A 24,945-nucleotide genomic window follows, 5' to 3' on the forward strand; every position below is an offset into this window, starting at 1 on the left:
GCCATGATCAAGCACCAGAGCGACCAGTACCAGGACATCCGCGACGCGGTTCGCGCGCTGTGCGCCGAGTTCCCCGACGAGTACCACCGCAAGGTCGACGAGGCGCGCGGCTATCCGGAGGCGTTCGTCGACGCGCTCACCAAGGCCGGCTGGCTCGCCGCGCTGATTCCGCAGGAGTACGGCGGCTCGGGCCTGGGGCTCGCCGAGGCCTCGGTCATCATGGAGGAGATCAACCGCTCCGGCGGCAACTCCGGCGCCTGCCACGGCCAGATGTACAACATGGGCACGCTGCTCCGCCACGGTTCGGAGGCGCAGAAGCAGAAGTACCTGCCGAGGATCGCGAGCGGAGAGCTCCGCCTGCAGTCGATGGGCGTCACCGAGCCCACGACCGGCACCGACACGACCAAGATCAAGACGACCGCGGTGAAGAAGGGCGATCGCTACGTCGTCAACGGCCAGAAGGTCTGGATCTCGCGCGTGCAGCACTCCGACCTCATGATCCTGCTCGCGCGCACCACGCCGCTGCCCGAAGTCCGCAAGAAGTCCGAGGGCATGTCGATCTTCCTCGTCGACCTGCACCACGCCGTCGGTCACGGGCTCACCGTGCGCCCGATCGCGAACATGGTGAACCACGAGACCAACGAACTGTTCTTCGAGAACCTCGAAATCCCCGCCGAGAACCTGATCGGCCAGGAGGGCAGGGGATTCAAGTACATCCTCGACGGGCTGAACGCCGAGCGCACGCTGATCGCCGCCGAGTGCATCGGCGACGGCTACTGGTTCATCGATCGCATCGCGAAGTACGCGAACGAGCGCGTGGTGTTCAACCGCCCGATCGGCCAGAACCAGGGCGTGCAGTTCCCGATCGCCGAGGCCTACATCGAGGTCGAGGCGGCGAACCTGATGCGCTTCCGGGCCTGCGAGCTCTTCGACGCGCACAAGCCCTGCGGCGCCGAGGCGAACATGGCGAAGTACCTCGCGGCCAAGGCGTCGTGGGAGGCGGCCAACGTCTGCCTGCAGTTCCACGGCGGCTTCGGATTCGCGAACGAGTACGACGTCGAGCGCAAGTTCCGCGAGACGCGGCTCTACCAGGTCGCGCCGATCTCGACCAACCTGATCCTGTCGCACGTCGCCGAGCACACGCTCGGCCTCCCGCGATCGTTCTGACGGAGGTTACGGTGCGCGCGCTCGAAGGCATCACCGTCGTCACGCTGGAGCACGCGATCGCCGCGCCGTTCTGCACGCGCCAGCTCGCCGACCTGGGCGCGCGCGTGATCAAGGTCGAGCGGCCGGGCGTGGGCGACTTCGCGCGCGCCTACGACGGCCGCGTGCGCGGGCTCGCCTCGCATTTCGTCTGGTCGAACCGCAGCAAGGAGAGCCTGACGCTCGACGTCAAGCACCCGGAAGCCGCCGCGATCCTCTCGAAGCTCCTCGCGAAGGCCGATGTGCTGGTGCAGAATCTCGCGCCCGGCGCGGCGGCGCGGCTCGGGCTCTCGTACGAGGCGCTCGCGCCGGCGCACCCGAAGCTCGTCGTCTGCGACATCTCGGGCTACGGCGCCGACGGTCCCTACCGCGACAAGAAGGCCTACGACCTCCTGATCCAGAGCGAGTCGGGCTTCGTGTCGATCACCGGCTCGCCCGACGAACCCGCGAAGGCCGGCTGCTCGATCGCCGACATCGCGGCCGGCATGTACGCGTACACGAACATCCTGGCCGCGCTGATCGAGCGCGGTCGCACCGGCCGCGGCAAGGGCATCGACGTGTCGATGCTGGAGAGCATGGTCGAGTGGATGAGCTACCCGCTCTACTACGCGTTCGACGGCGCCGAGCCGCCGCCGCGCGCGGGCGCCGCGCACGCGACGATCTACCCCTACGGCCCGTTCCCGACCGGCGACGGCAAGACGGTGATGCTGGGGCTGCAGAACGAGCGCGAGTGGCAGGTGTTCTGCGCGAAGGTCCTGGGCAAGCCCGATCTCGCCACCGACGCGCGCTTCGCCTCCAACGCGAAGCGCACCGCGTCGCGCGAGGCGCTGCGCAAGCTGATCGTCGCCGAGTTCGCGGGGCTCTCCGCCGAGCAGGTGGTCGCGCGGCTCGACGACGCGCAGATCGCGAACGCGCGCGTCAACACGATGTCGGATGTCTGGGAGCACCCGCAGTTGAAGGCCCGCAAGCGCTGGGTGCAGGTCGACACGCCCGCCGGTCCGATCCCGGCGCTGCTGCCCCCCGGCGTGCCCGACGCCGCGAGCACGCGCATGGATGCGGTCCCCGCGCTCGGCGGGCACACCAACGCGATCCTCGCCGAACTGGGCTACGGCGAAGCCGCGATCGCGAAGCTCGCGAGCGAGAAGGCGATATGAACGCACGCTCGCCGGTCGAGCAGGGTGCGGCGACGCGCGAGGCGGCGCTCGCGGCGTTCGCGTCGAGCCTCGACCTGTCGGCGGTGCCGCCGGCGGTGGTGCTGCGCGCGCAGGAGCTGATGATCGATTGGCTGGGCTCCGCGCTCGCCGGCAAGGGTGCGCGGCCGGTCGAGGCGATCGTGCGCTTCGCCGAGGCGATGGGGCCCGCCGACGGCCCGTCCGAGATCCTGATCCGCCGCCGCGGCACGAGCCCGCTCCTGGCGGCGATGGCGAACGGCGCGGCGTCGCACTACGCCGAGCAGGACGACGTGCACAACGGCTCGGTGTTCCATCCGGCGACCGTCGTGTTCCCGCCCGCGCTCGCGGTGGCGCAAGCCGAAGGCGCGAGCGGGGCGGAGCTCCTCGCGGCTTGCATCGCGGGCTACGAAGTCGGCATCCGCGTCGGCGAGTTCCTCGGGCGCTCGCACTACAAGGTGTTCCACACCACCGGCACGGCGGGCACGCTCGCGGCGGCGGCGGCGGTCGGTCGCCTGCTGCGGCTCACGCCCGCGCAGATGCTCGACGCGTTCGGCTCCGCGGGCACGCAGTCGGCGGGGCTGTGGGAGTTCCTGCGCGACGGCGCGGATTCGAAGCAGTTGCACACCGCCCACGCGTCGGCCGCGGGACTCACGGCGGCGTACCTCGCGCGCGACGGCGTCACCGGCGCGAAGCGCATCCTCGAGGGCGCGCAGGGTCTCGCCGCCGGCATGTCGAGCGACGCGGACCCCGCGAAGCTCGACGACCGGCTCGGCGCGCGCTGGACGCTCGCCGAGACGTCGTTCAAGTTCCACGCCGCCTGCCGCCACACGCATCCGGCGGCCGACGCGCTGCAGCAGGTGATGCGCGCGCACCATCTTCGCGCCGAGGACGTGAACCGCGTCGTCGCGCACGTGCACCAGGGCGCGATCGACGTGCTCGGCCCGGTCGTCGATCCGGCGACCGTGCACCAGTCGAAGTTCTCGATGGGAACGGTGCTCGGCATGATCGCGGTGGAAGATCGGGCGGGGCTCGCGGAGTTCGACGGCCACTGGCGCGATCCGCGCGTCGTCGCGTTCCGCGAGCGCGTCGCGATGACGCTCGACGACGAGGTCGATCGCGCGTACCCGGCGCGCTGGATCGGCAAGGTCGAGGTCGAGACGAACGACGGCCGGACGCTCGCGGGCCGCGTCGACGAGCCGAAGGGTGATCCCGGCAACACGCTCGCGCCCGACGAGCTCGAGGACAAGGCGGTGCGGCTCGCGCGCTACCGCGACGGCGCGACCGAACCCGAGATGCGCCGCGCGATCGCCGCGATCCGCGCGCTCCCGACGACGCCGCGCGTCGGACCTCTCCTCGCCTGAAACGGCCGGCCCGCCATGACGCCGCGTTCCTACCTGTTCGTCCCCGCGAGCCGTCCCGAACGCATCGGCAAGGCGCTCGCCGCCGGGGCGGGCGCGGTGATCGTCGATCTCGAGGACGCGGTGGCGCCGGACGCCAAGCTCGAGGCGCGCCACGCCCTCGCGAACTGGCTCGCGCAGGCGTCCGGCTCCATCCTCGTGCGCGTGAACGCGGCGGACAGCGACTGGTTCGCCGACGACCTCGCGCTGTGCGGTCATGCGTCGGTGGCGGGCGTCGTGCTGCCGAAGGCCGAACGGCGCGCCGATCTCGCGCACGCCTCGGCGATCGCCGCGGGCAAGCGGCTCTATCCGCTGATCGAGACCGCGGCGGGCTACGACGCGGTGCGCAACCTCGCGTCCTCGCCGGGCGTCGAGCGGCTGGTGTTCGGCTCGATCGACTTCCAGGTCGATCTCGGCATCGACGGCGAGGAGGACGAGCTGCTGATGTTCCGCACCGGGCTCGTGCTCGCCTCGCGGCTCGCGGGCCTGCGCTCGCCGGTCGACGGCGTGTCCACCGCGATCGACGACGCGGACGCCCTGCGAGCCGACGTCGTGCGCTCGAAGAAGCTCGGCTTCGGCGCGAAGCTCTGCATCCATCCGAAGCAGGTCGCCGTGGTCAACGCCGCCTACCGGCCGAGCGACGCCGAGCGCGACTGGGCACAGCGCGTGCTCGACGCCACGGCGAAATCGGGCGGCGCCGCGGTCGCCGTCGACGGCAAGATGGTCGACAAGCCGGTGATCCTGCGCGCGCGCTCGATCCTGGACGAAGGCGATCCCGATCGCTGAACCGACATCAGGGGCCTGCGATGCAATCGAAGCAGCACTGGGAGAGCGTCTACGCGGGCAACCCCGCCGACCGGGTGAGCTGGTACCAGCCGCACGCGGCGCTGTCGATGCGGCTGATCGCGGAGGCGGGCATCGCGCCCGACGGCGAGATCATCGACGTCGGCGGAGGCGCCTCGACGCTCGTCGACGATCTCCTCGACGCCGGACATCGCGCGATCACGGTGCTCGACCTGTCGGGCGCGGCGCTCGCGACGGCGAAGGCGCGGCTGGGCCCGCGCGAGGGCGCGATCCGGTGGATCGAAGGCGACGTCACGCGGGTGGAACTCGCGCGCCATCGCTACGATCTGTGGCACGATCGTGCCGTGTTCCACTTCCTGACCGATCCGGCCGATCGCGCGGCCTACCGCGCGCAGGTCCTGCGCGCGGTGAAGCCGGGAGGCCACGTCGTGATGGCGACCTTCGCCGAAGACGGTCCTTCGGAGTGCAGCGGACTGCCGGTCATGCGCTACAGTCCCGGCAGGTTGCACGCGGAGTTCGGCGCGGCGTTCGAACTGCTCGAGCATCGTCGCGAGGAACACCGGACGCCTTCAGGCGCGCGGCAGGCGTTCGTCTACTGTTTCTGCCGCCGGTTGACGTCCTGATGCGGCGCGGATTCCGTTCATCCCGATGACCGACCGACCCCAGGCGGACCCCGTCGCGCGTCTCAAGGCGTTCTGGAACTCGCGCTACGCGAACGCCGGCGGCGAGTTCGTCTACGGCACCGAGCCCAACGCGTTCCTCGTGGCGTTCGCCGGCCGACTCGCGCCGGGCGGCAAGGTGCTGTGCCTCGCCGACGGCGAGGGCCGCAACTCGGTGTGGCTCGCGAAGCGGGGTTTCGACGTGAGCGCGGTCGACGTGGCCGAAGAGGGCGTGGCGAAGGCGCGCGCACTCGCCGCGCGCGAAGGCGTGCGCCTCGACGCATCGGTCGCCGACGTCACGCGCTTCGACTTCGGCGACGCGCGCTACGACGCGATCGTGTCGATCTTCCTGCACCTGCCGGCGAAGGCGCGACGCGCGATGCACCGGCGCGCCCTCGCGGGACTCGCACCGGGCGGCGTGTTCGTCTACGAAGCCTACGGACCCGAACAGTTGCGCTACGGCACCGGCGGCCCGCCGGAGCCGGAACTCCTCCATCCGCTCGACGACGTGCTCGCGGACTTCGAAGGCGCCTCGATCGAGCACGCGTTCACCGGCGTGCGGACGGTGCTCGAAGGCCGCGGCCACCGCGGCGACGGCCAGGTCGTGCAGGTGATCGCGCGACGTTGACCGCCGCCGACCGCCGTCACGACGATGCCGAGCGCGACGGCCTGATCGTCGCGGGCGTGACGCGGCTCGCTGCCGCTAGCGCCGCGCGCATCCGAGCCCGGCGTCGCGTTCGTTGCGCAGGCGCGCGAATGCAGTGTGGCGCAGGTACACGGGGGGCCATGAAGGTGCTTCTTCCGACGCTGCCGGTGATTGCCGCCGGAACGGTCACCACCGCGGTGGCACTGCCGGTCGTCGCGCAATCGGTCGAACCCGCCTCCACGCCGATAGAGCGCATGCCGACGATGCGCGTGATCCGAAGTGACGCCAGGCTGTTCAGGCGCACCGGCGATATCCCCCAAAGCGGCGCCTGTCAGGCCGACCCTTCCGCGGCCACGTCCCCCTGTTCCTTCTACTGGGGCATCCAGCGAGTCGCGGGCGCCCATGCCGTGCGCTGGCAGATCGCCACGCAACCCTTCCCGCCCTACCGGGGCGGTACGGCGGGCGACTTCAATCCTCCCGGCTTGCTCGCGCAGGGCAGTGCAGGCGGCATGACGGGTCGGTTCGAAGGCGACTTCAAGCAGCTGCTCGCGAAACGTGCGCCGGCGCAACGCGGACGGCAAGAGCCGTTCAACGTGCGTTCACGCCGGCGGAATCGATCCCGCGGACCGAGGCGATGACCGCGCATCCGCCGAAACCGGAGCTGTCCCTGTCGATCGGTGTCTTCGGGCATCGACCGAATCGGCTGCCGGGCGCCGCGCTTGATCGCGTCGCGGAGGACATCGCGGCGGTCCTCGATGCGCTCGAGACCGAGGCCGCCGCTGCGGGACTGCGTCATCGCGACGTGTTTGCCCCCGGAAAACCGGAACTCACCATCGTCTCGGCGCTCGCCGAAGGAGCCGATCGGATGGTCGCCGAGGCGGGTATTGTGCGCGGCCTTCATCTCGATGCTCCACTGCCGTTTCCTGTCGACGCCTACGCCCTGGATTTTCGGAGCGAAGCGGCGCTCGCGGAGTATCACGATCTCCTCGGCAAGGCGCGTCGCGTCCTGGAACTGCCGGGCTCTCGTGCCGCCAGGTCAGCGGCGTATGAGCGGGTCGGCGTGACGATTCTTGGCGTCAGCGACTTCGTGATCGCGATCTGGGACGGGGGCGCGGCCGCGGGGCGCGGGGGAACGACCTCGATGGTGACGGCGGCGATGCGCATGGGCATGCCTATCGTCCACATCGATGCGACCGGGGCCGTGCGACCGCGCGTCCTCTGGGGCGGCTTTGCCAGGATGCCTGCGCATGCCGAGACCTTGGACAGCCTTCCGGCGTTGAGCCTCGACGTCGGCATGCGCCGCCTTGTCGACGAGCTTGTCCGTCCCCCAAGCGAGGCCGAGGAACGCCGTCACCTCGAACGCTACTATGGTGAACGGGCGCGCCGGTTCAACGTGCGGATCGAGTTTCCCATGCTGATGGCACTCGCCGGAGTCCGCAGGCTCTGCCGCGCCGATCTATGGCCCAGGAATGCTCGGGCAACGGCCGAAGCGTATTGCGCACCCGCTACGGCCCTCCTCGCTTCGACCGGAATGTCGACGCCAACCGACACCGCGCTCTCGTATGGCTGGGCGAGCGCCGTCGGCGGGTATTTCGGGCAGGTGTTTCGCAGCGCCTACGTGTCCAACTTCGTTTTCGGCGCGTTGTCCGTCGCTGCGGCCGCCGCATCGCTGATCATGGGTGCCGCCCACAACCTCGCCATCGTGGAGGTCCTGCTGATGGGGCTCGTGATCCTCAACACCTGGATCGGACGTCACGCGGGCTGGCACCGGCGCTGGATCGAGGCGCGCGAGATTGCCGAACGTCTGCGCGTCGCCACCTGCGTCTGGGCGCTCGCGGATCGTCCCGCCGCATTCCGCGGCGAAGAGCCCACGTGGACGGGCTGGTACGCCCGCGCCTTCGTGCGGATGCAGGGCCTGCGTTCCGGCGCGCTCGACGGGGCCGGCCTGGAGGAGGCGCGACGGCTGCTCGTCGATCTGCTCGCGGATCAGCGCAACTACCATCACGGCACCGCGGTCCGCATGGGGACACTCGAGCGCCGGCTCGAGAGCTTCGGCCTCGCCCTGTTCATCCTGACCGCCGCGATCGCGCTCGACCATGCCACCGGTGGACACGGGCTTCACGCGGTCGTGCCGCACGGCGTCAACGCCGGCCTTCTCGGCACGACGCTGGGCGCTGCGCTGCCCGCACTGGCGGTGGCGAGTTATGGCATCCGGGTCATCGGCGACATCGACGGCATTGCGCGCCGCTCGGAGCATGCCCGTGCGGTACTGGACGAACTTCACGGCCTCGCGTCGGCCGAGCCTCCCGACCTCGTGCTACTCCGGGCTCGGGCGCGTTCGACGGTCGACGCCATGCTCGGGGACGTCGCGAACTGGCGCCTTTCCGCCGAGAGCCGACCGCTGGCACTGCCTGGCTGATTACCCGCGCGATCGGGCGCTCACGCCGTCTTGGCTTCGGGTGCGACGAACTCGTCGTCGATCGCGACTGCAATGGCGATCAGGTACACCTCGAGGGATGAATTGCTCGCGCGCGTTGCGATGACCTTGCCGGCGGGCATCAGCTCCACGAGGAGAAGGTCACGGGTGTCGATGCTGCGCAACGCAGGTGACCATTCGGTGTTGGCCAATGAGTTCACGACGTTGGTCCAGCGATCCTGACGGGACGAAAAGTGCCGCTGATTCCAGAATCGGGCCGGGCGCCCCTCCGGGGGGACGAGGATCACCAGATGTTGCGACCGATTCTTCTCGAGGATCCGGTGGAGCTCCCACTGGATCCACTGGGTGGAACCGGCAATCATCACGATGAGGAGCGACTCCTCGATCCAGCCGAGGACCGCGTCCTGCCATTCCCGGTCGGGAAGATAGGCACGGGCGGCCCCGATCTGCGGAAGCTTCTCTCCTGGCTCGCCGACGGCAATGAGAGGGCCCAACGTCTGGAAGCTGCCGGCGATCGCCTGCTCGAAGCGGCGTGCGACGTTGATGTCCCAGAGGAAATAGCGCCGGCGCTGTGGCGCCATCAGCCGGTCGTCGCGGAAGGACCGCAGAAGGAGAACGGGACGTCGCGGATCCTGCGTGCGAACCTCGGCGATGGAGGGCTGCCTCGCTCGCGCGGCGCGCACGAAGAAGATGCTGGATGCGACCATCACGGGAAGGCCGATCACCGTCGAGACGAAGAGGAAGACCAGCAGCCCACCACCCACCAGACTCCAGGCGATGGTCGTTTGCTGACGTGACTTCTTGCGCATGACGGGGTCGGCGGTTGGCCTGATCGCAACGCGCGGACCCAACGTGGCGGCAAAGCGCTGCACCCGATCGAGCAGCTTGCGCAGCGGAATCCCGGCGCGCGGGACGATCCGATCGAGATCGCCCGGCGACAGGTCGGCCTCGCTCACGAACCCGCTGATGTCCGATTCGAGCCGAACCCGATTGCGAATCACAAAGAAAGCGACGGCGACGCACGCGACGATCACGATGAGAAACAAGACGGCCCCGCCGGCCCGCTCGAATGCCGGGCCGAGTTGCGAGACGAGATACCAGAGGAAGACGAGACTCGCGAGCGCGGCGAGGGAGCCCAGGGCTATTGCAAGCGCCAGCGCCGCAGGGCCCCAGACGCGGCGCCCCTTGTAAGTCTCGCCGAAGGCCGACAGATCGACCCACGTGACGTTCGACGCCCCGATGGCATCGGTGCGATCGTTGCCCATGTTGACCTCCCTCGCCTGTGGCAATCGGGTTCGTGCGGTCCCTTCCGATGTCGGGTCGGGATGCCGCGCCCGATCATCACCTTGCGGGCGGCGTCGTCTCGGCCGCCGCGGTGCCGCCTGCGTTGGGCCAGCACGTAGCACAGACATTCCTCGACGCCCGCCGTCGACAGCGTCTCACCGGGTCGCAGGGTGAGCGCCGGAACCGTGGACTCGCCCTCGCGTCGCGTAGCGCAGCCGCCGCTCTTCGCGTATTCGCCCGACGGGCAGGACCACCAGCTGCTGCGGCAGCCGCGGATTCGTTCGAATACGCCGCGTGCCTCGTCGGCGACGCCGGCGACATGCACCAGCAGCTGGTCGCCGTGCCGCTCCATCCCGAGGTTCATCTGTCCTCCTTCGCTGCGGCCGGCCGCAGCGTCATCCTTGCGGCAGGGGCTCACTTTAGCCTCGTTCGCCGCGCTGTCAATGGTTTCGACCGGCGGCCAGGATCGGCGACACCATGGGGTGTTCAACGATGGAGAGCGTCGCCGTCGACGGACGGCAAATTCAACGCGAGGACGCGCGCCGACGGGAGCGGCGTAACACGTCTGGGCTCGCCCGAACCGATGGAATCGGGGTGCATCAGGCGTTGCCGCGGGGCCAGGAGGGCCCGGGTGCGAGTGTTGGACGAGCGTCAACCGTCGCGGCATCGGGCAGATCCCACCGCGGCGATGGCTACGTCGTGCAGGTGATCGCGCGACGTTGACCGCCGCCGCGCGGCTGCGGGGCGCTACTGCGACGGAGGTGCCGGGTTCTCGTCGGCCTCGGCCACCCACGCGGTGCCGAGCGTGTAGGCGACCGCGAGCACGACCGGTCCGACGAAGAGCCCGACGATCCCGAACGCGAGGAGCCCGCCGAGGACGCCCAGGAAGATCAGCAGCAGCGGCAGGTCGGCGCCGCGCTTGATGAGCGCGGGCCGCAGGATGTTGTCGAGCGACGCCACCGCGATCGACCAGATCGCGAGCACGACCGCCCAGGTGTGGTCGCCGGTGTGCCACAGCCAGATCACGCCGCCGGCCAGCACGATGCCCGGGCCGATCTGCGCGATGCAGCAGATCAGCATCAGCGCCGCGAGCAGCGCGACGTAGGGCACGCCGGCGACGAGGAAGCCGATCGCGCCCAGCACGGTCTGCACGACTGCGGTCACGACGATGCCGAGCGCGACCGCGCGGATCGAAGCGCCGGCGAGCACGACGATCGCGTCGCCACGCTCGCCCTGCAGCCGCCGGAAGAAGCGGCGCACGCCGGTGGCCCCGCTCTCGCCGCTCGCGTAGAGCACGCCGCAGAACAGGAACGTGACGACGAGGTGCACGACCATGCCGCCCAGTCCGCCCAGTTGCGAGAGGAGCCACGAGCCGATCTGCGACATGTACGGCGTCAGGCGCGCGGCGAGCGACGCCGGCCCGGCCTTCGCGATCGCCTCCCACTCCTCGGCCGCCTTCTCGCCGACGAGCGGGATCGAGTGGACCCAGTCGGGTGGCTCCGGAATCTTGAGTTCGAGCGTCTTGAGCGTGGCCAGGTGCTCGGCCTGCCCGGCGATCGTGTTGCCGAGCGAGACGAGCGGTCCGATGACGATGAGGAGCAGGAGCGTCATCATCACGACGACGGCGAGCGTGCGGCTGCCGCGCAGGCGCCGCTGCAGACCGATGAGCAGCGGCCAGGTCGCGACGACGATCATCGTCGCCCAGATGAGGCCGGGCAGGAACGGCTTCAGGATGTAGAGGCTCGTCCCGCCGACGAGCAGGATGAAGGCCACGCCCAGCACGACACGCGTCAGGTTGCCGTGCGTGGGGTTGGTCTCGATCGGCATGGGCTCTCGTCGTCGGTCAGCGGGCGACCGGAAGCTGCTGCTCGGCGAGCGTCACCCAGTAGCTCGTGCCGATCGCGATCGCCTCGTCGTCGAAGTCGAAGCGCGGGTTGTGCAGCAGCGGCGTGTCGGGGCCGCGGCCGGTGCCGAGCCAGACGTAGCAGCCCGGTTTCGCCTGCAGCATGAACGCGAAGTCCTCGCTCGCCATGTTCGGCACCGGATTCGTGTCGACGCGATCGCGGCCGACGACGGCCGCCGCGGCCGCGATCGCGTGGGCGGTCTCGGCCTCGGCGTTGACCGTCGCCGGGTACCGGCGCTCGTAGCGCAGCGTGGCGCTCATCTCGAAGGTCGCGGCGACGCCCTCGACGATGCCGCGCATCCGGCGCTCGATCGTGTCCTGCACGTCGCGCTCGAAGGTGCGCACCGTGCCGCGCAGCACGACCTCGTTCGGAATCACGTTCCAGGTGTCGCCCGCGTGCACCTGCGTGACCGTGACCACGCCGGCCGACATCGGATGCAGATTGCGCGACACGATCGTCTGCAGGGCGGCGATCGCCTGCGACGCGAACAGCATCGGGTCGCGGCCGAGGTTCGGCATCGCGGCGTGCGCGCCCTTGCCGGTGGCGACGATCTCGAAGATGTCGAAGGCGCCCATCTGCGGGCCGGCGCGCATCGCGAACGAACCGAGCGGCAGGCTCGGCCAGTTGTGCATGCCGTAGACCGCGCGCACCGGGAAACGCTCGAAGAGCCCCTGCTCGACCATCACGCGCCCGCCGCCCTCGTTCTCCTCGGCCGGCTGGAACACGAACACCACGCTGCCGTCGAAGCGACTGCGCTGCGCGAGCGCCTTCGCGGCGCCGAGGAGCATCGTCGTGTGCCCGTCGTGACCGCAGGCGTGCATGCGGCCGGCGTGCTTCGAGGCGTGCGGCGCCCCGGTCTCTTCGTGGATCGGCAGGGCGTCGAGGTCCGCGCGCAGCGCGATGGCTTCGCGCGAGTCGCCCTGCCGCAGGACACCCACGACGCCGGTTCCGGCGAGGCCGGTGTGCACCTCGAGCCCCATCGCGCGCAGCCGCTCGGCGACGAAGGCCGCCGTCTCCCGCTCCTCGAACGCGGTCTCGGGATGGGCGTGCAGGTGGCGTCGCCAGCCGCGCAGTTCGGCGTCGAGCGCGACGGCTTCGGGGACGAGGTTCATCGCGTGCGGCGTGCCCGGGCTCTCGGGGAAGGGGGCCATCGTAACGCATCCGGTAGAATCGCGCCGTGGCCGCGAGCGCAGCGACTTTCGACCTCGCCGTCGTCGGCGGGGGCATCAACGGCGCCGGCATCGCGCGCGATGCCGCGGGCCGCGGGCTCTCGGTGCTGCTCGTCGAGCGCGACGACCTCGCGAGCGCGACCTCGTCGGCCAGCACCAAGCTGATCCACGGCGGCCTGCGCTACCTCGAGCACCGGGAGTTCCGGCTGGTCGGCGAGGCGCTCGCCGAGCGCGAGGTGATGCTGCGCATCGCCCCGCACCTGGTCGAGCCGCTCGCGTTCGTGCTGCCGCACGAACCGCACCTGCGGCCGGCCTGGATGATCCGCGCGGGGCTCTTCCTGTACGACCGGCTGGGCGGGCGGATGTCGCTGCCGCGCTCCTCCGCCGTGTCGCTCGACGGCAGCCGCTGGGGCGCCGGCCTGCAGCCGCGCTTCCGCAAGGGTTTCGTCTACGCGGATGCACGCGTCGACGACGCGCGGCTCGTCGTGGCGAACGCGATGTCGGCGCGCGAGCGCGGCGCGGCGATCCGCACGCGCACGCGCTTCGCCGGCGCGGTGCGCGTGGACGGGATCTGGCGGGTGTCGCTCGAAGCGGCGGGCGGCCGCGAGGAGGTGACCGCGCGCGCGATCGTCAACGCGGCCGGGCCCTGGGTCGCCGAGGTGCTGGCCTCGACCGACGCGCCGCCCTCCGGCGCGAGCGTGCGGCACGTCAAGGGCAGCCACATCGTCGTGCCGCGCGTGCACGACGAGGAGCACGCCTACATCCTGCAGAACTCGGACCAGCGCATCGTCTTCGTCATTCCCTACCAGGAGCGCTACTCGCTGATCGGCACGACCGACGTCCCGGTCGACGGCTGGGACGCGCCGCGCATCTCCGACGACGAGACCGACTACCTGATCGCGCTCGCGAACGGATACCTCGCGCAGCCGATCTCCCGCGCCGACATCGTCTGGTCGTACAGCGGCGTGCGCCCGCTCTACGACGACGGTTCGTCCGACCCCTCCGCGGTGACGCGCGACTACGTGCTGAAGGTCGAGGCGACCGACGGGCCGCCCGGGCCGGGCCGCGCGCCGGTGCTCTCGATCTACGGCGGCAAGATCACGACCTACCGCAAGCTCGCGGAAGCCGCGCTCGCGGACCTCGCGCCGTACTTCCCGGGCATGAAGCCCGCGTGGACCGCGACCGCGCCGCTGCCCGGCGGCGACCTGCGAAACGGCGACCGCGCCGCGCTGCTCGCGGCGCTGTGCGCGCGCTATCCGGGGCTGCCGGTCGACCTGCTGCGGGCGCTCGCGCGCCGCCACGGCACGCTCGCGACGGACGTGCTGGGTGACGCGGCATCCCCCGCCGACCTCGGCGAGGACTTCGGCGCGGGACTCACCGAGCGCGAGGTCGAGCACCTCGTCGCGCACGAATGGGCGCGCGAGCCCGATGACGTGCTCTGGCGGCGGACCAAGTGCGGACTCGCGATGACCTCCGCCGAACGCGAACGCGCCGCCGGGTACGTGCGCGCGGCCGCGGCGCGCGCATGACGATGGGGCCGCGCCCGCTGCAGTCGATGCCCGAGGCGACGCGCGCGGCGATCCGCGGCGTGCTGACCGACATCGACGACACGCTGACCACGCACGGGCAGTTGACGCCCGACGCGTACGCCGCGCTCGCGCGCCTGAAGGCCTCGGGCAGGCTCGTCGTGCCGATCACCGGCCGGCCGGCCGGCTGGTGCGACCACATCGCGCGGATGTGGCCGGTCGACGGCGTCGTGGGCGAGAACGGCGCGCTGTGGATGCGCTACGACGCGGCGCGGCGCAAGCTCCAGCGCGGCTACGCGGCAGGCGAGGCGGAGCGCCGAACGAATCGCGAACGGCTCTCGGAGGTCGCCGCGCGCGTGCTGCGCGAAGTGCCGGGCACCGCGCTCGCGTCCGACCAGCCGTACCGCGAGGCGGACATCGCGATCGACTTCTGCGAGGACGTGGCGCCGCTCCCGCGCGAGGCGGTCGACCGCATCGTGGCCATCATGGAAGGCGAAGGACTCACCGCGAAGGTGTCGTCGATCCACGTGAACGGCTGGATCGGCCGCTACGACAAGCTGGGGATGACGCAGAGCTTTCTCGCCGACGCGCTTCGCATCGACCTCGAGCGCGAGCGCGACCGGTTCGTGTTCGCCGGCGACTCGCCCAACGACGCGCCGATGTTCGCGTACTTCCCCAACGCGGTGGGTGTCGCCAACGTGCGCGCGTTCCTCGATCGCATCGCGACGCCGCCGGCATGGATCACGCAGCGCGAAGCGGGCGCGGGGTTCGTCGAGCTCGTCGATTTCCTGCTCGCGTGATGCGTCGCGTCGGCCTGAAGGCCGACCTACGGGGTGAGGTTGTGGGTCGGGCTTCAGCCCGACGGATTTGCGTCGAGGCGTGACGATGGCGTCGGCCTGAAGGCCGACCTACGGGGTGAGGTTGTGGGTCGGGCTTCAGCCCGACAAGCGCGCCACCCGCTCAATCCTTGAGGACGATGCCCGACTGCTTGATGACGTTGCCCAGGCGCGCGCGCTCCGCGGCCATGAACGCCTCGAACGCGGCGGGTGAGTCGCCCGCGGGCACGGCGCCGGTCTTCAGCACCTTCTCCTTCACCTCGGGGCTCGCCATCGCCTTGACGAAGGCCTCGTTCAACCGCTTCACGATGTCGGGCGGCGTGCCGGCGGGCGCCGCGACGCCCCAGGACTGCGTGATCTCGTAGCCCGGCACGGTGTCGGCGACGATCGGCAACGTCGGCAGCGAGGGATTGCGCTCGGTGCCGGTCGTCGCGATGGCGCGCACGCGCCCCGCGTTCATGTGCGCGCCGGCCGCGAGCGGCGAGGTGAAGATGTACTGCGCGTTGCCGGCGATGACGTCGAGCAGCGCCGGCGCGGCGCCCTTGTACGGGATGTGCGTGACCTGGATGCCGGCGAGGAGGTTCAGCATCTCGCCCGCGAGGTGCCCGGGCGTGCCGATGCCCGCCGACGCGTAGTTGAGCGTGCCCGGCCTCGACTTCGCGTAGCGCACGAGATCCGCCACGTTCGCCACCGGCAGGTCGTTGTTGACGACCAGCACGTTCGACGCGGTCGCGAGTCGCGTGACCGGCGCGAAGTCCTTCGTCACGTCGAACGGCAGGTCGCGACGCAGGTTCGGCAGGATCGCGTAGACCGCCGAGGTGATGACGACGAGCGTGTAGCCGTCGGGCGGCGACTTGGCGACGGATTCCGCGCCGGGGATGCCCGCCGCGCCCGCGCGGTTCTCGACGACGATCGGCTGTCCCAGCGTGTCGCCCACCGCGTGCGCGGCGAGCCGGGCGAGCTGGTCGGGCGCCCCGCCCGGCGAGTCGGCGACGATGAGCTTGATCGGACGGTTCGGATAGCCCTGCGCGAGCGCGTTCGCACAGACGGCGAGCGCGAGCGCCGCGCCCAACGCGAGCCAGATGCGGGACAACGTCTTCATGCGACCTCCTTCGCGGGAACGGATCGGCGCGGCCGGGCGCGGCCGCGGTCACTGGCGCCGGCGAGCTCGCGGACGAGCTCGGCGACCGCCCGCACCGCCGCGCTCGTGCGGCGGCGGGCGCTGACGACCAGCGTGAACGACTGGCGGATCTCCGGGCGCACGATGCGCGCGCCGTGGAGTTCGTTCGCGGCGACCTCCGCGGCGATCACGCCGGGCGATGCGAGCGAGTACAGTCCGCCGCGCGCGACGAGCTTCTTCAACACGTGGATCGAGTTGACCTCGACCTCGACGTTGAGCGTGAGGCCGGCGCGACGCGCCTCCTCCTCGACCAGCACGCGCCCGCCGTTGGGCATCGTGGCGATGGCGAGCGGCAACTGCGCGAAGCGCGCGAAGGTGATCGTTCGCGCGCACACCCGCGGATCGCCGGCCTTCGCCACGACGAGGAGCGGGACCTCGAACAGCGGATGGCATTCGCCGAGCGAGGGCGGCGGGGCGAGCGACACGACGCCGAGGTCGATGCGTCCGTCGGCGAGGCCCTCTTCGATCTGCCGGGTCGGCCCCTCGGCGATCTGGAGGCGCACCCCCGGATGGCGGCGGCGCACTTCCGCGATCAGGTCGCCGGCGAGCGGCCAGCTCACCGACGGCTGGACCGACAGGCGGACGACGCCGCGCAGCGATGGCGCATCGTCGCGCACGACTTCGGCGAGGCGGTCGACTTCGGCGGTCAGCGCCTCGGCGCGCGGGAGCAGCCTCCTCCCCGCGGAAGTCAGGCGGGCGCCGCGGCCGGTGCGCTCGAAGAGCCGCGCCTCGAGCCGGCGTTCCAGCGCGCCGATGCGCTTGCTCACCGCGGACTGCGTCGACGAGGCGAGCGCCGCCGCGCGCGAGAAGCTGCCGGTGGCGGCGACCTGCAGGAACAGGCGGAGGGGTTCGAGTTCCATCGCGATGGGCACGGCACTATTCCATGGCAGAATACCTCAATCCAGATCATGTTCCCAGTGGCATGGCCCCCGACATCCCGACCCCGACCCGGACCCCGGCGACATGACCCCGCAGAACCTCCTCGTCCTCATGTCGGACGAGCACAATCCGAAGTTCCTGGGCGCGGCGGGTCACCCGTTCGTCGAGACGCCCCACCTCGACGCGCTCGCCGCGCGCGGCACGCGATTCTCCTCCGCGTACACGCCCTGCCCGATCTGCGTGCCGGCGCGGGCGGCGTTCGCGACCGGCCGCTACGTGCACGACATCGGCTACTTCGACAACGCCGACGCCTACGACGGCGCAGTCCCGAGCTGGCACCACCTGCTGCGGCAGGCCGGCCACCGCGTCGTGTCGATCGGGAAGCTGCATTTCCGCGGCCGCCAGGGCGACGACCACGGCTTCTCCGAGGAGATCGTGCCGATGCACGTCGTCGACGGCATCGGCGACGTGAAGGGGCTCGTGCGCGAGAACATCCCGAAGCGCAAGGGCGGCGACAAGATGGCGAAGCGCGCCGGCCCGGGTGAGTCGACGTACTCGGTCTACGACCGCGACATCGCGGCGCGCGCGCAAATCTGGCTGCACGAGGAGGCGCCGAAGTGGCGCGACCGGCCGTGGGTGCTGTTCGTGTCGTTCGTGTCGCCGCACTTCCCGCTGATCGCGCCGCCGCAGTGGTTCTACCGCTACCTTCGGCTGGACCTGCCGATGCCCAAGCTCTACGCGCGCGAAGAGCGGCCGCGCCATCCGTTCCACGAGATCTACGAGCGCACCGTCGACTACGACGCGCATTTCCATTCGGACGCGGACGTGAAGCGCGCGATCGCCGGATACGCCGGGCTCGTCTCGGCGATGGACGAGAACGTGGGCCTGGTACTGGGCGCGCTCGCCGGCGCGGGGCTCGCGGCGGACACGCGCGTGATCTACACGAGCGACCACGGAGACAACCTCGGCGCGCGCGGGCTGTGGGGCAAGTCGACGTTCTACGAGGAGTCCGCCGGCGTGCCGCTCGTGATGGCGGGCGCGGGCATCGCGGCCGGGCGGGTCGTCGACACGCCGGTGTCGCTCATCGATTGCGCGCCGACGATCCTCGCGGCGACGGGTGCGCCGCTGCCGCGCGGCCGCGAAGCGTTGCCCGGGGCGTCGCTCTTCGACGTCGCGAACGGCGCGACGCCGGCGCGTCCGGTGATCTCCGAGTACCACGCGACCGCGTCGATCGCCGGCGCGTTCATGCTGCGTTACGGCCGCTGGAAGTACTGCCACTACGTCGCGCACCCGCCGCAGCTCTTCGACCTCGAGGCCGATCCGGAGGAACGCCACGACCTCGCCGGCGACGCGCGCCATCGCGTCGAACTCGCCGAAGGCGAGCGGCGCCTGCGCGCGATCCTCGATCCGGAGGCGGTCGACGCGCGCGCGAAACGCCGGCAGGCGGAGCTTCTCGCGAGCTACGGCGGGCGCGAGGCCGCGCTCGCGCGCGGCGATCTCGGGTTCTCGCCGGCGCCGGGGACGGCGGCCGAGATCAACTGATCGTCGATGCGCGCGAAAGCGTCGGCCTGAAGGCCGACCTACGACGGCGGGATGCGCTGTCGGCCTGAAGGCCGACCTACGGGAAGGTGTTGTGGGTCGGGCTTCAGCCCGACAAGCGCAGCGCTTCGTGGGTCGGGCTTCAGCCCGACAAGCGCAGCGCTTCGTGGGTCGGGCTTCAGCCCGACGGGCGCCGGATCATAGCTGCGGCTTGCCGAACACCGCGGTGCGCTTGCGGATCGGCAGCGCGTCGGCGCCGGCGAATTTGGCATCGGCGCCGATCGCCTCCTCGATGCGCAGCACTTCGTTCCACTTCGCCATGCGTTCGCTGCGCGCGAACGAGCCGACCTTGAGCTGGCCGGCGTCCCAGCCGACGGCGAGGTGCGCGATGGTCGTGTCCTCGGTCTCGCCCGACCGGGCGGAGACGATCGTGCCGAATCCGTGCCGGCGACCGGCGTCGAGCGCCGCACGCGCCTCGGTGAGCGTGCCCGCCTGGTTGGGCTTGATCAGCACCGCGTTGCACGCCTGGTCGTATGCCGCGCGGTCGACTTCCGCCGCGTTCGTCGTCAGGTAGTCGTCGCCGATGATCTGCACGTGCGCGCCGACCGCCTCGCCGAAGCGGATCCACGCAACGCGGTCGTCCTCGGCGAACGGGTCCTCGATCGACACGATCGGATAGCGCTCGATCCAGTCGACGAGCATCGCCGACCACGCGTCGCGGTCGAGTTCCTGCCGGTCGAGCGCGAGCGTGTAGCGGCCATCCTTCCCGAACTCGGACGCGGCGATGTCGAGCGAGATCGCCACGTCGGAACCCGGCGCGAGCCCGGCGCGCTCGATCGAGCGCACGAGCATCGCGAGCGCTTCCTCGTTGCTGCGGAACATCGGCCAGAAGCCGCCTTCGTCGGCGACACCGGCGAGGAGACCCGCTTCGGCCATCAGCGCGCCGGCCGCGCGGTAGACCTCGGCGACGATCGCGATCGCGTCGCCGAAGGTCCAGGCGCCGACCGGCATCACCATGAAGTCCTGCACGTCGACGCGCCGGCTCGCGTGCGCGCCGCCGCCGAAGATCTGCACCTCGGGCAGCGGCAGGCGCACCGGGCCACTGCCCGCGAGGTGCTTCCACAGCGGGACGCGCGCGGCGGCGGCGGCGGCGTGCGCCACGGCCATCGACACCGCGACCGTGGCGTTGCCGCCGAGCTTCGCCTTGTTCGGCGTGCCGTCGAGCGCGCCGATCCGCGCGTCGATCGCCGCCTGGTCGAGGGCGTCGCGGCCGCGCAGCGCCTGCGAGAGCGTCGAGCGCACGTGCCCGCAGGCCTCGAGCACGTCGTGCCCGCCGAAGCGCGTGCCGCCATCGCGCAGGTCGACCGCCTCGCGCGTGCCCCGCGACGCGCCCGCGGGCGCGATCGCGCGGCCGGTCGCGCCGCCCGCGAGTTCGACCTCGGCTTCCACCGTCGGTCGCCCGCGCGAATCCCACACGCGGCGCGCGCGGATCGCGGTGATCGAGGTGGCGCTCATCGAGGCGAAGCCGGATTCGCGTGCGGCATGGTCATGCTGTCCTTCGGCCGGGGGAGACGACCGCGCATTGTGCCCGATCAGCGGAAGCGCCAGCCATCCGCAATCGCCTCCAGGCCGCGCTGCGGCTCGACGATCTTCGGCCGCGCGAACGCGCGCACGCGCTCCCGATCGGCCTCGCTCGTCAGGTACTCGACCGGCGACTTGCCGTCGATGCGCGCGAGCAGGAGCGCAGGCAACAGCGCCGCGGCGCGTCGCTCGACCTCGGCCCACGGTTCCCATCGGACCTGCGCGCGGTAGCCGTCGACGAGCGCGCCGAACGCCTCGTGGTAGCGCGCGCGGTGCATCGGCCGCCACGCGCCCTTGAGCAGCAGGTGGTTCAGCACGAACGCGAGATCGAACGCCGGATCGCCGAACCACGCGCACTCGGCGTCGAGGATCACCGGGCCGTGCGGACCGATCAGCAGGTTCTTCGGGCTGAAGTCGCCGTGCACGAGCACGCGGCGTGTGGACGCCGTCGTCGCGACTAGCGCGGCGAACCGCGGTGCGAGGTCGGGATGCGCGCGTCCGGTCGCCTCGAGGTAGGGCTCGAGCCGGATCGCGTGGAAGGTCGCGTCGGTCGCGAATGCGGCGGCGAGGTCCGCGCGGTCCGCGGTCGCCGCGTGGATGCGGCCCAGCACGTCGCCGACCGCGCGCGCGGTCGCGGGATCGGCGACGCCATCGCGCAGCAGTGTCTTCCACACCGGGTGGTGATCGGGCGCGAGCCAGGTCATCGCGAACGCCTGGGCGATCTCGTCGTCGCCGAGGATCGCGGGCACCGCGCGTGGTGCGATCTCACCCACCGTGCGGAACCAGGCGACCTCGTAACGGTTGCGTCCGACCGGGGCGCGCCAGTCGGCCGCGACCTTGAGGCGGGCGAGCGCCCGCTTGACGCAAAACGTCGCGCCCGGGGACTCCACGCGCCAGATATCGGAGGACACTCCGCCCGCGAGGGGGATCAGCCGGATAGGTTGGTGTGCGCTCACTAGCGCCATCCGGGCCAAGGCTTCGTGAATTTCGCGATACACTTCATGGCCTTCCGGCACCTGCGTCAGTGGATCGTCGGTCGTCATCGGCGGAATTCGGCAACGGGGAACGGGATTTGCGTGCAGGTCCGGAATCGGCACGACAAGGACCGCCGCCAAGTCCCTGACGGGACAGGTGGCCGGGACCAGGGGGCAGGAGGAGCAATGATCCGCTACGGGTTCACGATCAAGACGCGCTACGGCCAGCGCGTCGACAACATCCACATCATGGCCGGCACGCAGGACGACGCCGAGCGTCGCCTGCGCCAGATGTACCAACGCTGCGAGATCATCGAATGCCGCGAGCAGGCGGTCGCGCGGCGCAACGACACCCTGGACGTCGAGAGCGTGATCGGCATGATCAGTGCGGCCGCCCCTTCAGCGCAGAAAGCCGGCACCCACTAGCTCGTCGGCCAGTTCCTCGTAGTCGCGCGCGCCCCGGCTGTCCGGCGCGTGGCGGAACACGTCCAGTCCCGCCGCCGGGCTCTCGGCGAGCTTGACGTTCTCGCGAATCCGGGTGACGCACACCTCCTCGGTCCGGAACGAACGCGCCATCTCCTGCACGACCTCCGCGCTCATCCTCCGGCGCATGTCGAAGCGCGTGATCACGTAGCGCCGCGGGAGCCGCTGCTTGAACACCGGCTCGAGCGCGTTCAGGGCGCGCTCGACCTCCTTCGCGCCCTGCACGGCGAGGTAGTCGGCCGACACCGGCACCACGAGGAGGTCGCATGCGAACACCGCGTTGAGCGAGAGCACGTTGAGGAGCGGACAGCAGTCGATCACGACCGGGCCGTCCACCGCGCCTGGCGCGCGGAGCGCCTGGCGCAGCCGCGTGACGACGTTGACGCCCTTGCCGAGCAGCGCGTCGAGCTTCGAGAGTTCCATGTGCGCGGGGCACATCAGCACGCCGCTCGCGCTCACGTGCGCGATGTCCGCGATCGGGCGCTGACGCACGAAGAAACCGTACATCGTGTCGTCGGCCGCGCGCGGCTGCGTGCCGAACACGTGCGACAGGTGGCCCTGCGGATCGAGATCGACGCCGATCGGACGCCGCCCGCGCTGCGCGATCGCGGCGAGCAGGTTGAGCGCGGTCGTCGTCTTGCCGACGCCGCCCTTCTGGTTGAAGACCGCGAGGATCGTCATCGGCGCGAGGATACCGTGAATGCGCGCCCGGTTCGCGCATTGTTGTGCAGCACAGGCGCGCAGGCGATCAGATCACGCGCTTGCGCACCTGGGTGACGACGATCTCGGCCACGACCACGACCGCGAAGATCGCGATCAGGATCACTGCGACGCGGTCCCACTGGAACAGGTTCATCGCGGTGTCGAGCGTCATGCCGATGCCGCCGGCGCCGACGAGCCCCAGCACCGCGGACTCGCGCACGTTGATGTCCCAGCGGAACAGCGCGATCGACCAGAACGCGGGCTTCACCTGCGGCCAGTAGCCGAAGGTCATCCGCGACGCCCAGGGCGCGCCGGCGGCGGTCAGCGCCTCGATCGGGCCGCTCTGCGCCTCCTCGAGCGCCTCGCCGAAGAGCTTGCCGACGAAGCCGATCGAGCGGAACGCGATGGCGAGCGTCCCGGCGAGCGCGCCGGGACCGAAGATGCCGACGAAGAGCAGCGCCCAGACGAGCGAGTTCACGCTGCGCGAGGACACGAGGACGAACTTCGCGGCGAGGTTCACCGGCGTGGAGGGCACGAGGTTGTGCGCGGCGAGCACGCCGACCGGCAGCGCCATCACGAGCGCGAGCAGCGTGCCGAGCGAGGCGATGTGGATCGTCTCCATCAGCGCCGCGTGGACCGATTCCGAATAGTGCGGCCAGTCGGGCGGCCACATGCGCGTGAGGAGGTCCATCATCTGCTCGGGCGCGTCGACCAGGAACTCGGGGATCACCTCGACCGAGCGGACCGCCGCGACGATCGCCGCGACGATCGCGAGCAGGATCGCGAAGCGCGCGAACCGCTGCGCGGGCGTGAAGCGGCGCCACTCGGCCTCGGCGCGGGAGGCGGCGTCGGCGCCCATCAATCGTCCTCGAGCCGCCGTTCGCGCGCGGTGCGCGCACCGCGCCGGAAGAGGTCGCGCAGCGTCGCGCCGTCGAGGAAGACGCGCCGCACGCCGGTCGCCGCGATCTCGCCCAGCATGATCAGCGAGATGATCGCGATCAGGATCGCGCAGACGAAGTCGTAGTCGAAGCGCTGGAACGCCGAGAACAGCGTGCCGCCGATGCCGCCGGCGCCGACGATGCCGACCATCGTCGAGTTCCGCAGGTTGCTGTCGAGCTGGTAGGTCGCGAAGCCGATGAATCGCGAGAACACCTGCGGGAACACGCCGAACGCCAGGATCGAGCCGAACGGCGCGCCGGTCGCGCGCACCGCCTCGACCTGCTTGTCGGAGATCTCCTCGACCGCCTCGGTGAAGAGCTTGCCGATGAAGCCGATCGAGGCGACGACGAGCGCGAGGATGCCCGCGAGCGCGCCGAAGCCCACCGCCTTGACGAACACGATCGCGACGATGACCGGGTGGAACGAGCGGCACGCGACGATGAACGCGCGCGCGGGCCAGGTCGCCCACGGCGGCATCAGGTTGCGCGCGGCGAGGAGACCGATCGGCAGCGCGAGCGCGATCCCGAGCGCGGAGGCGAGCACCGCGATCTCGAGGCTCTCGAAGAGGCCCTTGAGCAGCAGTTCCCAGCGCTCGAAATTGGGCGGGAACATCCGCCCGAAGAAGCGCGCCGCGTTGTGCATCCCGGTCGCGACGCGCTCGACCGAGATCTCCATCTGCATCGACGCGTAGACGACGTACGCGACGAGCGCGGCGAGCGCCACGCGCGACCACGGGCTGCGGCGAAACGGCGCTTCGTGCGCGGCCGCGGGCGCGTTCACGCGCAGGCGCTCCCGGCGGCGGAGGTGCGGGGGCGCGTCGCTCGCGCCATCAGTGCAGCCAGTCCTCGCCGCCGTAGATCGACGCGAGCACGTCATCGGCGAGGCCCGCGGGCGCGCCGTCGTACACGACGCGGCCGCCCGACATGCCGACGATGCGGTCGGCGAAGCGCTTCGCGAGTTCGACGTCGTGCATGTTGACGAGCACCGGGATGCCGCGGCTCTGCGCCACGTCGGCCAGGAGTTGCATGATCTCGACCGAGGTCTTCGGGTCGAGCGAGGAAGTCGGTTCGTCGGCGAGCAGCAGCCGCGGTCCCTGCATCACGGCGCGCGCGATGCCGACGCGCTGCCGCTGGCCTCCGGAGAGCGCGTCGGCGCGGCGGTTCGCGAAACCCGAGAGCCCGACGGTGTCGAGCAGTTCGAACGCCGCGCGCACGTCCTCGTCGGGGAAGCGGCGGCGCCAGGCGCGCCACGCGGACACGTAGCCCAGCCGGCCGGAGAGCAGGTTCTCCATCACCGTCAGTCGTTCCACGAGGTTGTACTCCTGGAACACCATGCCGATGTGCCGCCGCGCGTGGCGCAGCCGGCGCCCCGAGAGCTTCGCGAGGTCCTCGCCCTCGAACAGGATCTCGCCGGCGGTCGGCTCGACCAGCCGGTTGACGCAGCGGATCAGCGTCGACTTGCCGGTGCCCGACGGCCCGATGATCGCGGTGATGCCGCGCGCCGCGATCTCGAGATCGATCTCGATCAGCACCGGCTTGCCCGGCACGTAGGACTTCGACAGGCGCCGCAGCGTCAGCACCGCGCGCTCCGGGGTCGGGCGGGCGGCACCGGGGCTCCGGTGCCGTACCGCG

23 protein-coding genes are annotated in these 24,945 nt (G+C 71.0%); 12 read left to right on the forward strand and 11 right to left on the reverse strand.

The features are described from left to right. Positions 1-3 precede the first annotated feature (3 nt). The 8 genes from HS109_12600 to HS109_12635 are packed head-to-tail and all read left to right on the forward strand — an operon-like array spanning position 4 to position 8,300. The gene (locus tag HS109_12600; protein ID MBE7523209.1) at positions 4-1,167 is read left to right on the forward strand and encodes an acyl-CoA/acyl-ACP dehydrogenase; all 1,164 of its coding nucleotides are present in this window, start codon (positions 4-6) and stop codon (positions 1,165-1,167) included. Positions 1,168-1,178: 11 nt separating this feature from the next. Continuing rightward, positions 1,179-2,357 carry a CoA transferase gene (locus HS109_12605; GenBank protein ID MBE7523210.1) on the forward strand — a complete coding sequence of 393 codons (1,179 nt, stop codon included), beginning with the start codon at positions 1,179-1,181 and terminating at the stop codon, positions 2,355-2,357. Continuing rightward, positions 2,354-3,736 (forward strand): MmgE/PrpD family protein, encoded by a 1,383-nt coding sequence (locus HS109_12610; GenBank protein ID MBE7523211.1) that lies wholly within the window; start codon positions 2,354-2,356, stop codon positions 3,734-3,736. The genes HS109_12605 and HS109_12610 overlap by 4 nt, the downstream gene beginning before the upstream one ends. 15 nt (positions 3,737-3,751) lie before the next feature. Further along, entirely contained in the window at positions 3,752-4,558 is an 807-nt protein-coding gene (locus HS109_12615) for a CoA ester lyase (protein MBE7523212.1), read from the forward strand. A 20-nt stretch (positions 4,559-4,578) separates the two neighbouring features. After that, positions 4,579-5,199, forward strand: a complete 621-nt coding sequence (locus HS109_12620) for a class I SAM-dependent methyltransferase (protein ID MBE7523213.1) — start codon at positions 4,579-4,581, stop codon at positions 5,197-5,199. 25 nt (positions 5,200-5,224) lie between these two features. Next, complete coding sequence (locus tag HS109_12625) at positions 5,225-5,863, forward strand: class I SAM-dependent methyltransferase (protein MBE7523214.1); 639 nt, start codon at positions 5,225-5,227, stop codon at positions 5,861-5,863. Beyond that, the gene (locus tag HS109_12630; protein MBE7523215.1) at positions 5,860-6,519 is read left to right on the forward strand and encodes a hypothetical protein; all 660 of its coding nucleotides are present in this window, start codon (positions 5,860-5,862) and stop codon (positions 6,517-6,519) included. The genes HS109_12625 and HS109_12630 overlap by 4 nt, the downstream gene beginning before the upstream one ends. Further along, positions 6,516-8,300, forward strand: a complete 1,785-nt coding sequence (locus HS109_12635; GenBank protein ID MBE7523216.1) for a hypothetical protein — start codon at positions 6,516-6,518, stop codon at positions 8,298-8,300. Before HS109_12630 ends, HS109_12635 begins: the two co-directional genes overlap by 4 nt. Positions 8,301-8,320: 20 nt before the next feature. On the opposite strand, the gene HS109_12640 is transcribed toward HS109_12635, so the two are convergent. The 3 genes from HS109_12640 to HS109_12650 form a co-directional block, all read right to left on the reverse strand. Beyond that, positions 8,321-9,583, reverse strand: coding sequence for a hypothetical protein (locus tag HS109_12640; GenBank protein ID MBE7523217.1), 1,263 nt, complete (start codon positions 9,581-9,583; stop codon positions 8,321-8,323). Between the two features lie 766 nt (positions 9,584-10,349). Next, complete coding sequence (ydiK, locus tag HS109_12645; GenBank protein MBE7523218.1) at positions 10,350-11,429, reverse strand: AI-2E family transporter YdiK; 1,080 nt, start codon at positions 11,427-11,429, stop codon at positions 10,350-10,352. 16 nt (positions 11,430-11,445) lie between these two features. Beyond that, positions 11,446-12,618 carry an amidohydrolase gene (locus HS109_12650; protein ID MBE7523219.1) on the reverse strand — a complete coding sequence of 391 codons (1,173 nt, stop codon included), beginning with the start codon at positions 12,616-12,618 and terminating at the stop codon, positions 11,446-11,448. A 65-nt stretch (positions 12,619-12,683) separates the two neighbouring features. On the opposite strand from HS109_12650, the gene glpD reads away from it, so the two are divergent. Then, the gene (gene glpD, locus HS109_12655; GenBank protein MBE7523220.1) at positions 12,684-14,204 is read left to right on the forward strand and encodes a glycerol-3-phosphate dehydrogenase; all 1,521 of its coding nucleotides are present in this window, start codon (positions 12,684-12,686) and stop codon (positions 14,202-14,204) included. Between the two features lie 26 nt (positions 14,205-14,230). Beyond that, the gene (locus tag HS109_12660; GenBank protein ID MBE7523221.1) at positions 14,231-15,001 is read left to right on the forward strand and encodes an HAD-IIB family hydrolase; all 771 of its coding nucleotides are present in this window, start codon (positions 14,231-14,233) and stop codon (positions 14,999-15,001) included. 160 nt (positions 15,002-15,161) lie between these two features. On the opposite strand, the gene HS109_12665 is transcribed toward HS109_12660, so the two are convergent. Together HS109_12665 and HS109_12670 are read right to left on the reverse strand one after the other, a co-directional pair. Further along, positions 15,162-16,139, reverse strand: coding sequence for a tripartite tricarboxylate transporter substrate binding protein (locus HS109_12665; GenBank protein ID MBE7523222.1), 978 nt, complete (start codon positions 16,137-16,139; stop codon positions 15,162-15,164). Beyond that, positions 16,136-17,089: a LysR family transcriptional regulator gene (locus HS109_12670; GenBank protein ID MBE7523223.1), complete on the reverse strand. Its 954-nt coding sequence runs from the start codon at positions 17,087-17,089 to the stop codon at positions 16,136-16,138. The genes HS109_12665 and HS109_12670 overlap by 4 nt, the downstream gene beginning before the upstream one ends. A gap of 91 nt (positions 17,090-17,180) precedes the next feature. Here HS109_12670 and HS109_12675 point away from each other — a divergent pair, with 91 nt between their 5' ends. Then, positions 17,181-18,638 (forward strand): sulfatase-like hydrolase/transferase, encoded by a 1,458-nt coding sequence (locus tag HS109_12675; protein MBE7523224.1) that lies wholly within the window; start codon positions 17,181-17,183, stop codon positions 18,636-18,638. Positions 18,639-18,833: 195 nt separating this feature from the next. Here HS109_12675 and eno read toward each other — a convergent pair whose 3' ends face one another. Together eno and HS109_12685 are read right to left on the reverse strand one after the other, a co-directional pair. Next, positions 18,834-20,150 (reverse strand): phosphopyruvate hydratase, encoded by a 1,317-nt coding sequence (gene eno / locus HS109_12680; protein MBE7523225.1) that lies wholly within the window; start codon positions 20,148-20,150, stop codon positions 18,834-18,836. 77 nt (positions 20,151-20,227) lie between these two features. After that, the gene (locus HS109_12685; GenBank protein ID MBE7523226.1) at positions 20,228-21,181 is read right to left on the reverse strand and encodes a phosphotransferase; all 954 of its coding nucleotides are present in this window, start codon (positions 21,179-21,181) and stop codon (positions 20,228-20,230) included. A gap of 195 nt (positions 21,182-21,376) precedes the next feature. On the opposite strand from HS109_12685, the gene HS109_12690 reads away from it, so the two are divergent. Beyond that, positions 21,377-21,616 (forward strand): hypothetical protein, encoded by a 240-nt coding sequence (locus HS109_12690; protein ID MBE7523227.1) that lies wholly within the window; start codon positions 21,377-21,379, stop codon positions 21,614-21,616. Here the strand turns inward: HS109_12690 and HS109_12695 are convergent. The 4 genes from HS109_12695 to phnC form a co-directional block, all read right to left on the reverse strand. After that, a complete protein-coding gene (locus tag HS109_12695; GenBank protein ID MBE7523228.1) occupies positions 21,590-22,354 on the reverse strand; it encodes a ParA family protein in 765 nt (254 codons plus the stop codon). The genes HS109_12690 and HS109_12695 overlap by 27 nt on opposite strands. Positions 22,355-22,421: 67 nt before the next feature. Then, positions 22,422-23,234 (reverse strand): phosphonate ABC transporter, permease protein PhnE, encoded by an 813-nt coding sequence (gene phnE, locus HS109_12700; GenBank protein MBE7523229.1) that lies wholly within the window; start codon positions 23,232-23,234, stop codon positions 22,422-22,424. Continuing rightward, positions 23,234-24,190 carry a phosphonate ABC transporter, permease protein PhnE gene (gene phnE / locus HS109_12705; GenBank protein MBE7523230.1) on the reverse strand — a complete coding sequence of 319 codons (957 nt, stop codon included), beginning with the start codon at positions 24,188-24,190 and terminating at the stop codon, positions 23,234-23,236. Before phnE (HS109_12705) ends, phnE (HS109_12700) begins: the two co-directional genes overlap by 1 nt. Continuing rightward, positions 24,144-24,893: a phosphonate ABC transporter ATP-binding protein gene (gene phnC / locus HS109_12710; GenBank protein ID MBE7523231.1), complete on the reverse strand. Its 750-nt coding sequence runs from the start codon at positions 24,891-24,893 to the stop codon at positions 24,144-24,146. The genes phnE (HS109_12705) and phnC overlap by 47 nt, the downstream gene beginning before the upstream one ends. Positions 24,894-24,945 lie beyond the last annotated feature (52 nt).

The sequence above is a fragment of the Burkholderiales bacterium genome, from assembly GCA_015075645.1.
In the GTDB taxonomy this organism is placed as follows: domain Bacteria; phylum Pseudomonadota; class Gammaproteobacteria; order Burkholderiales; family Casimicrobiaceae; genus VBCG01.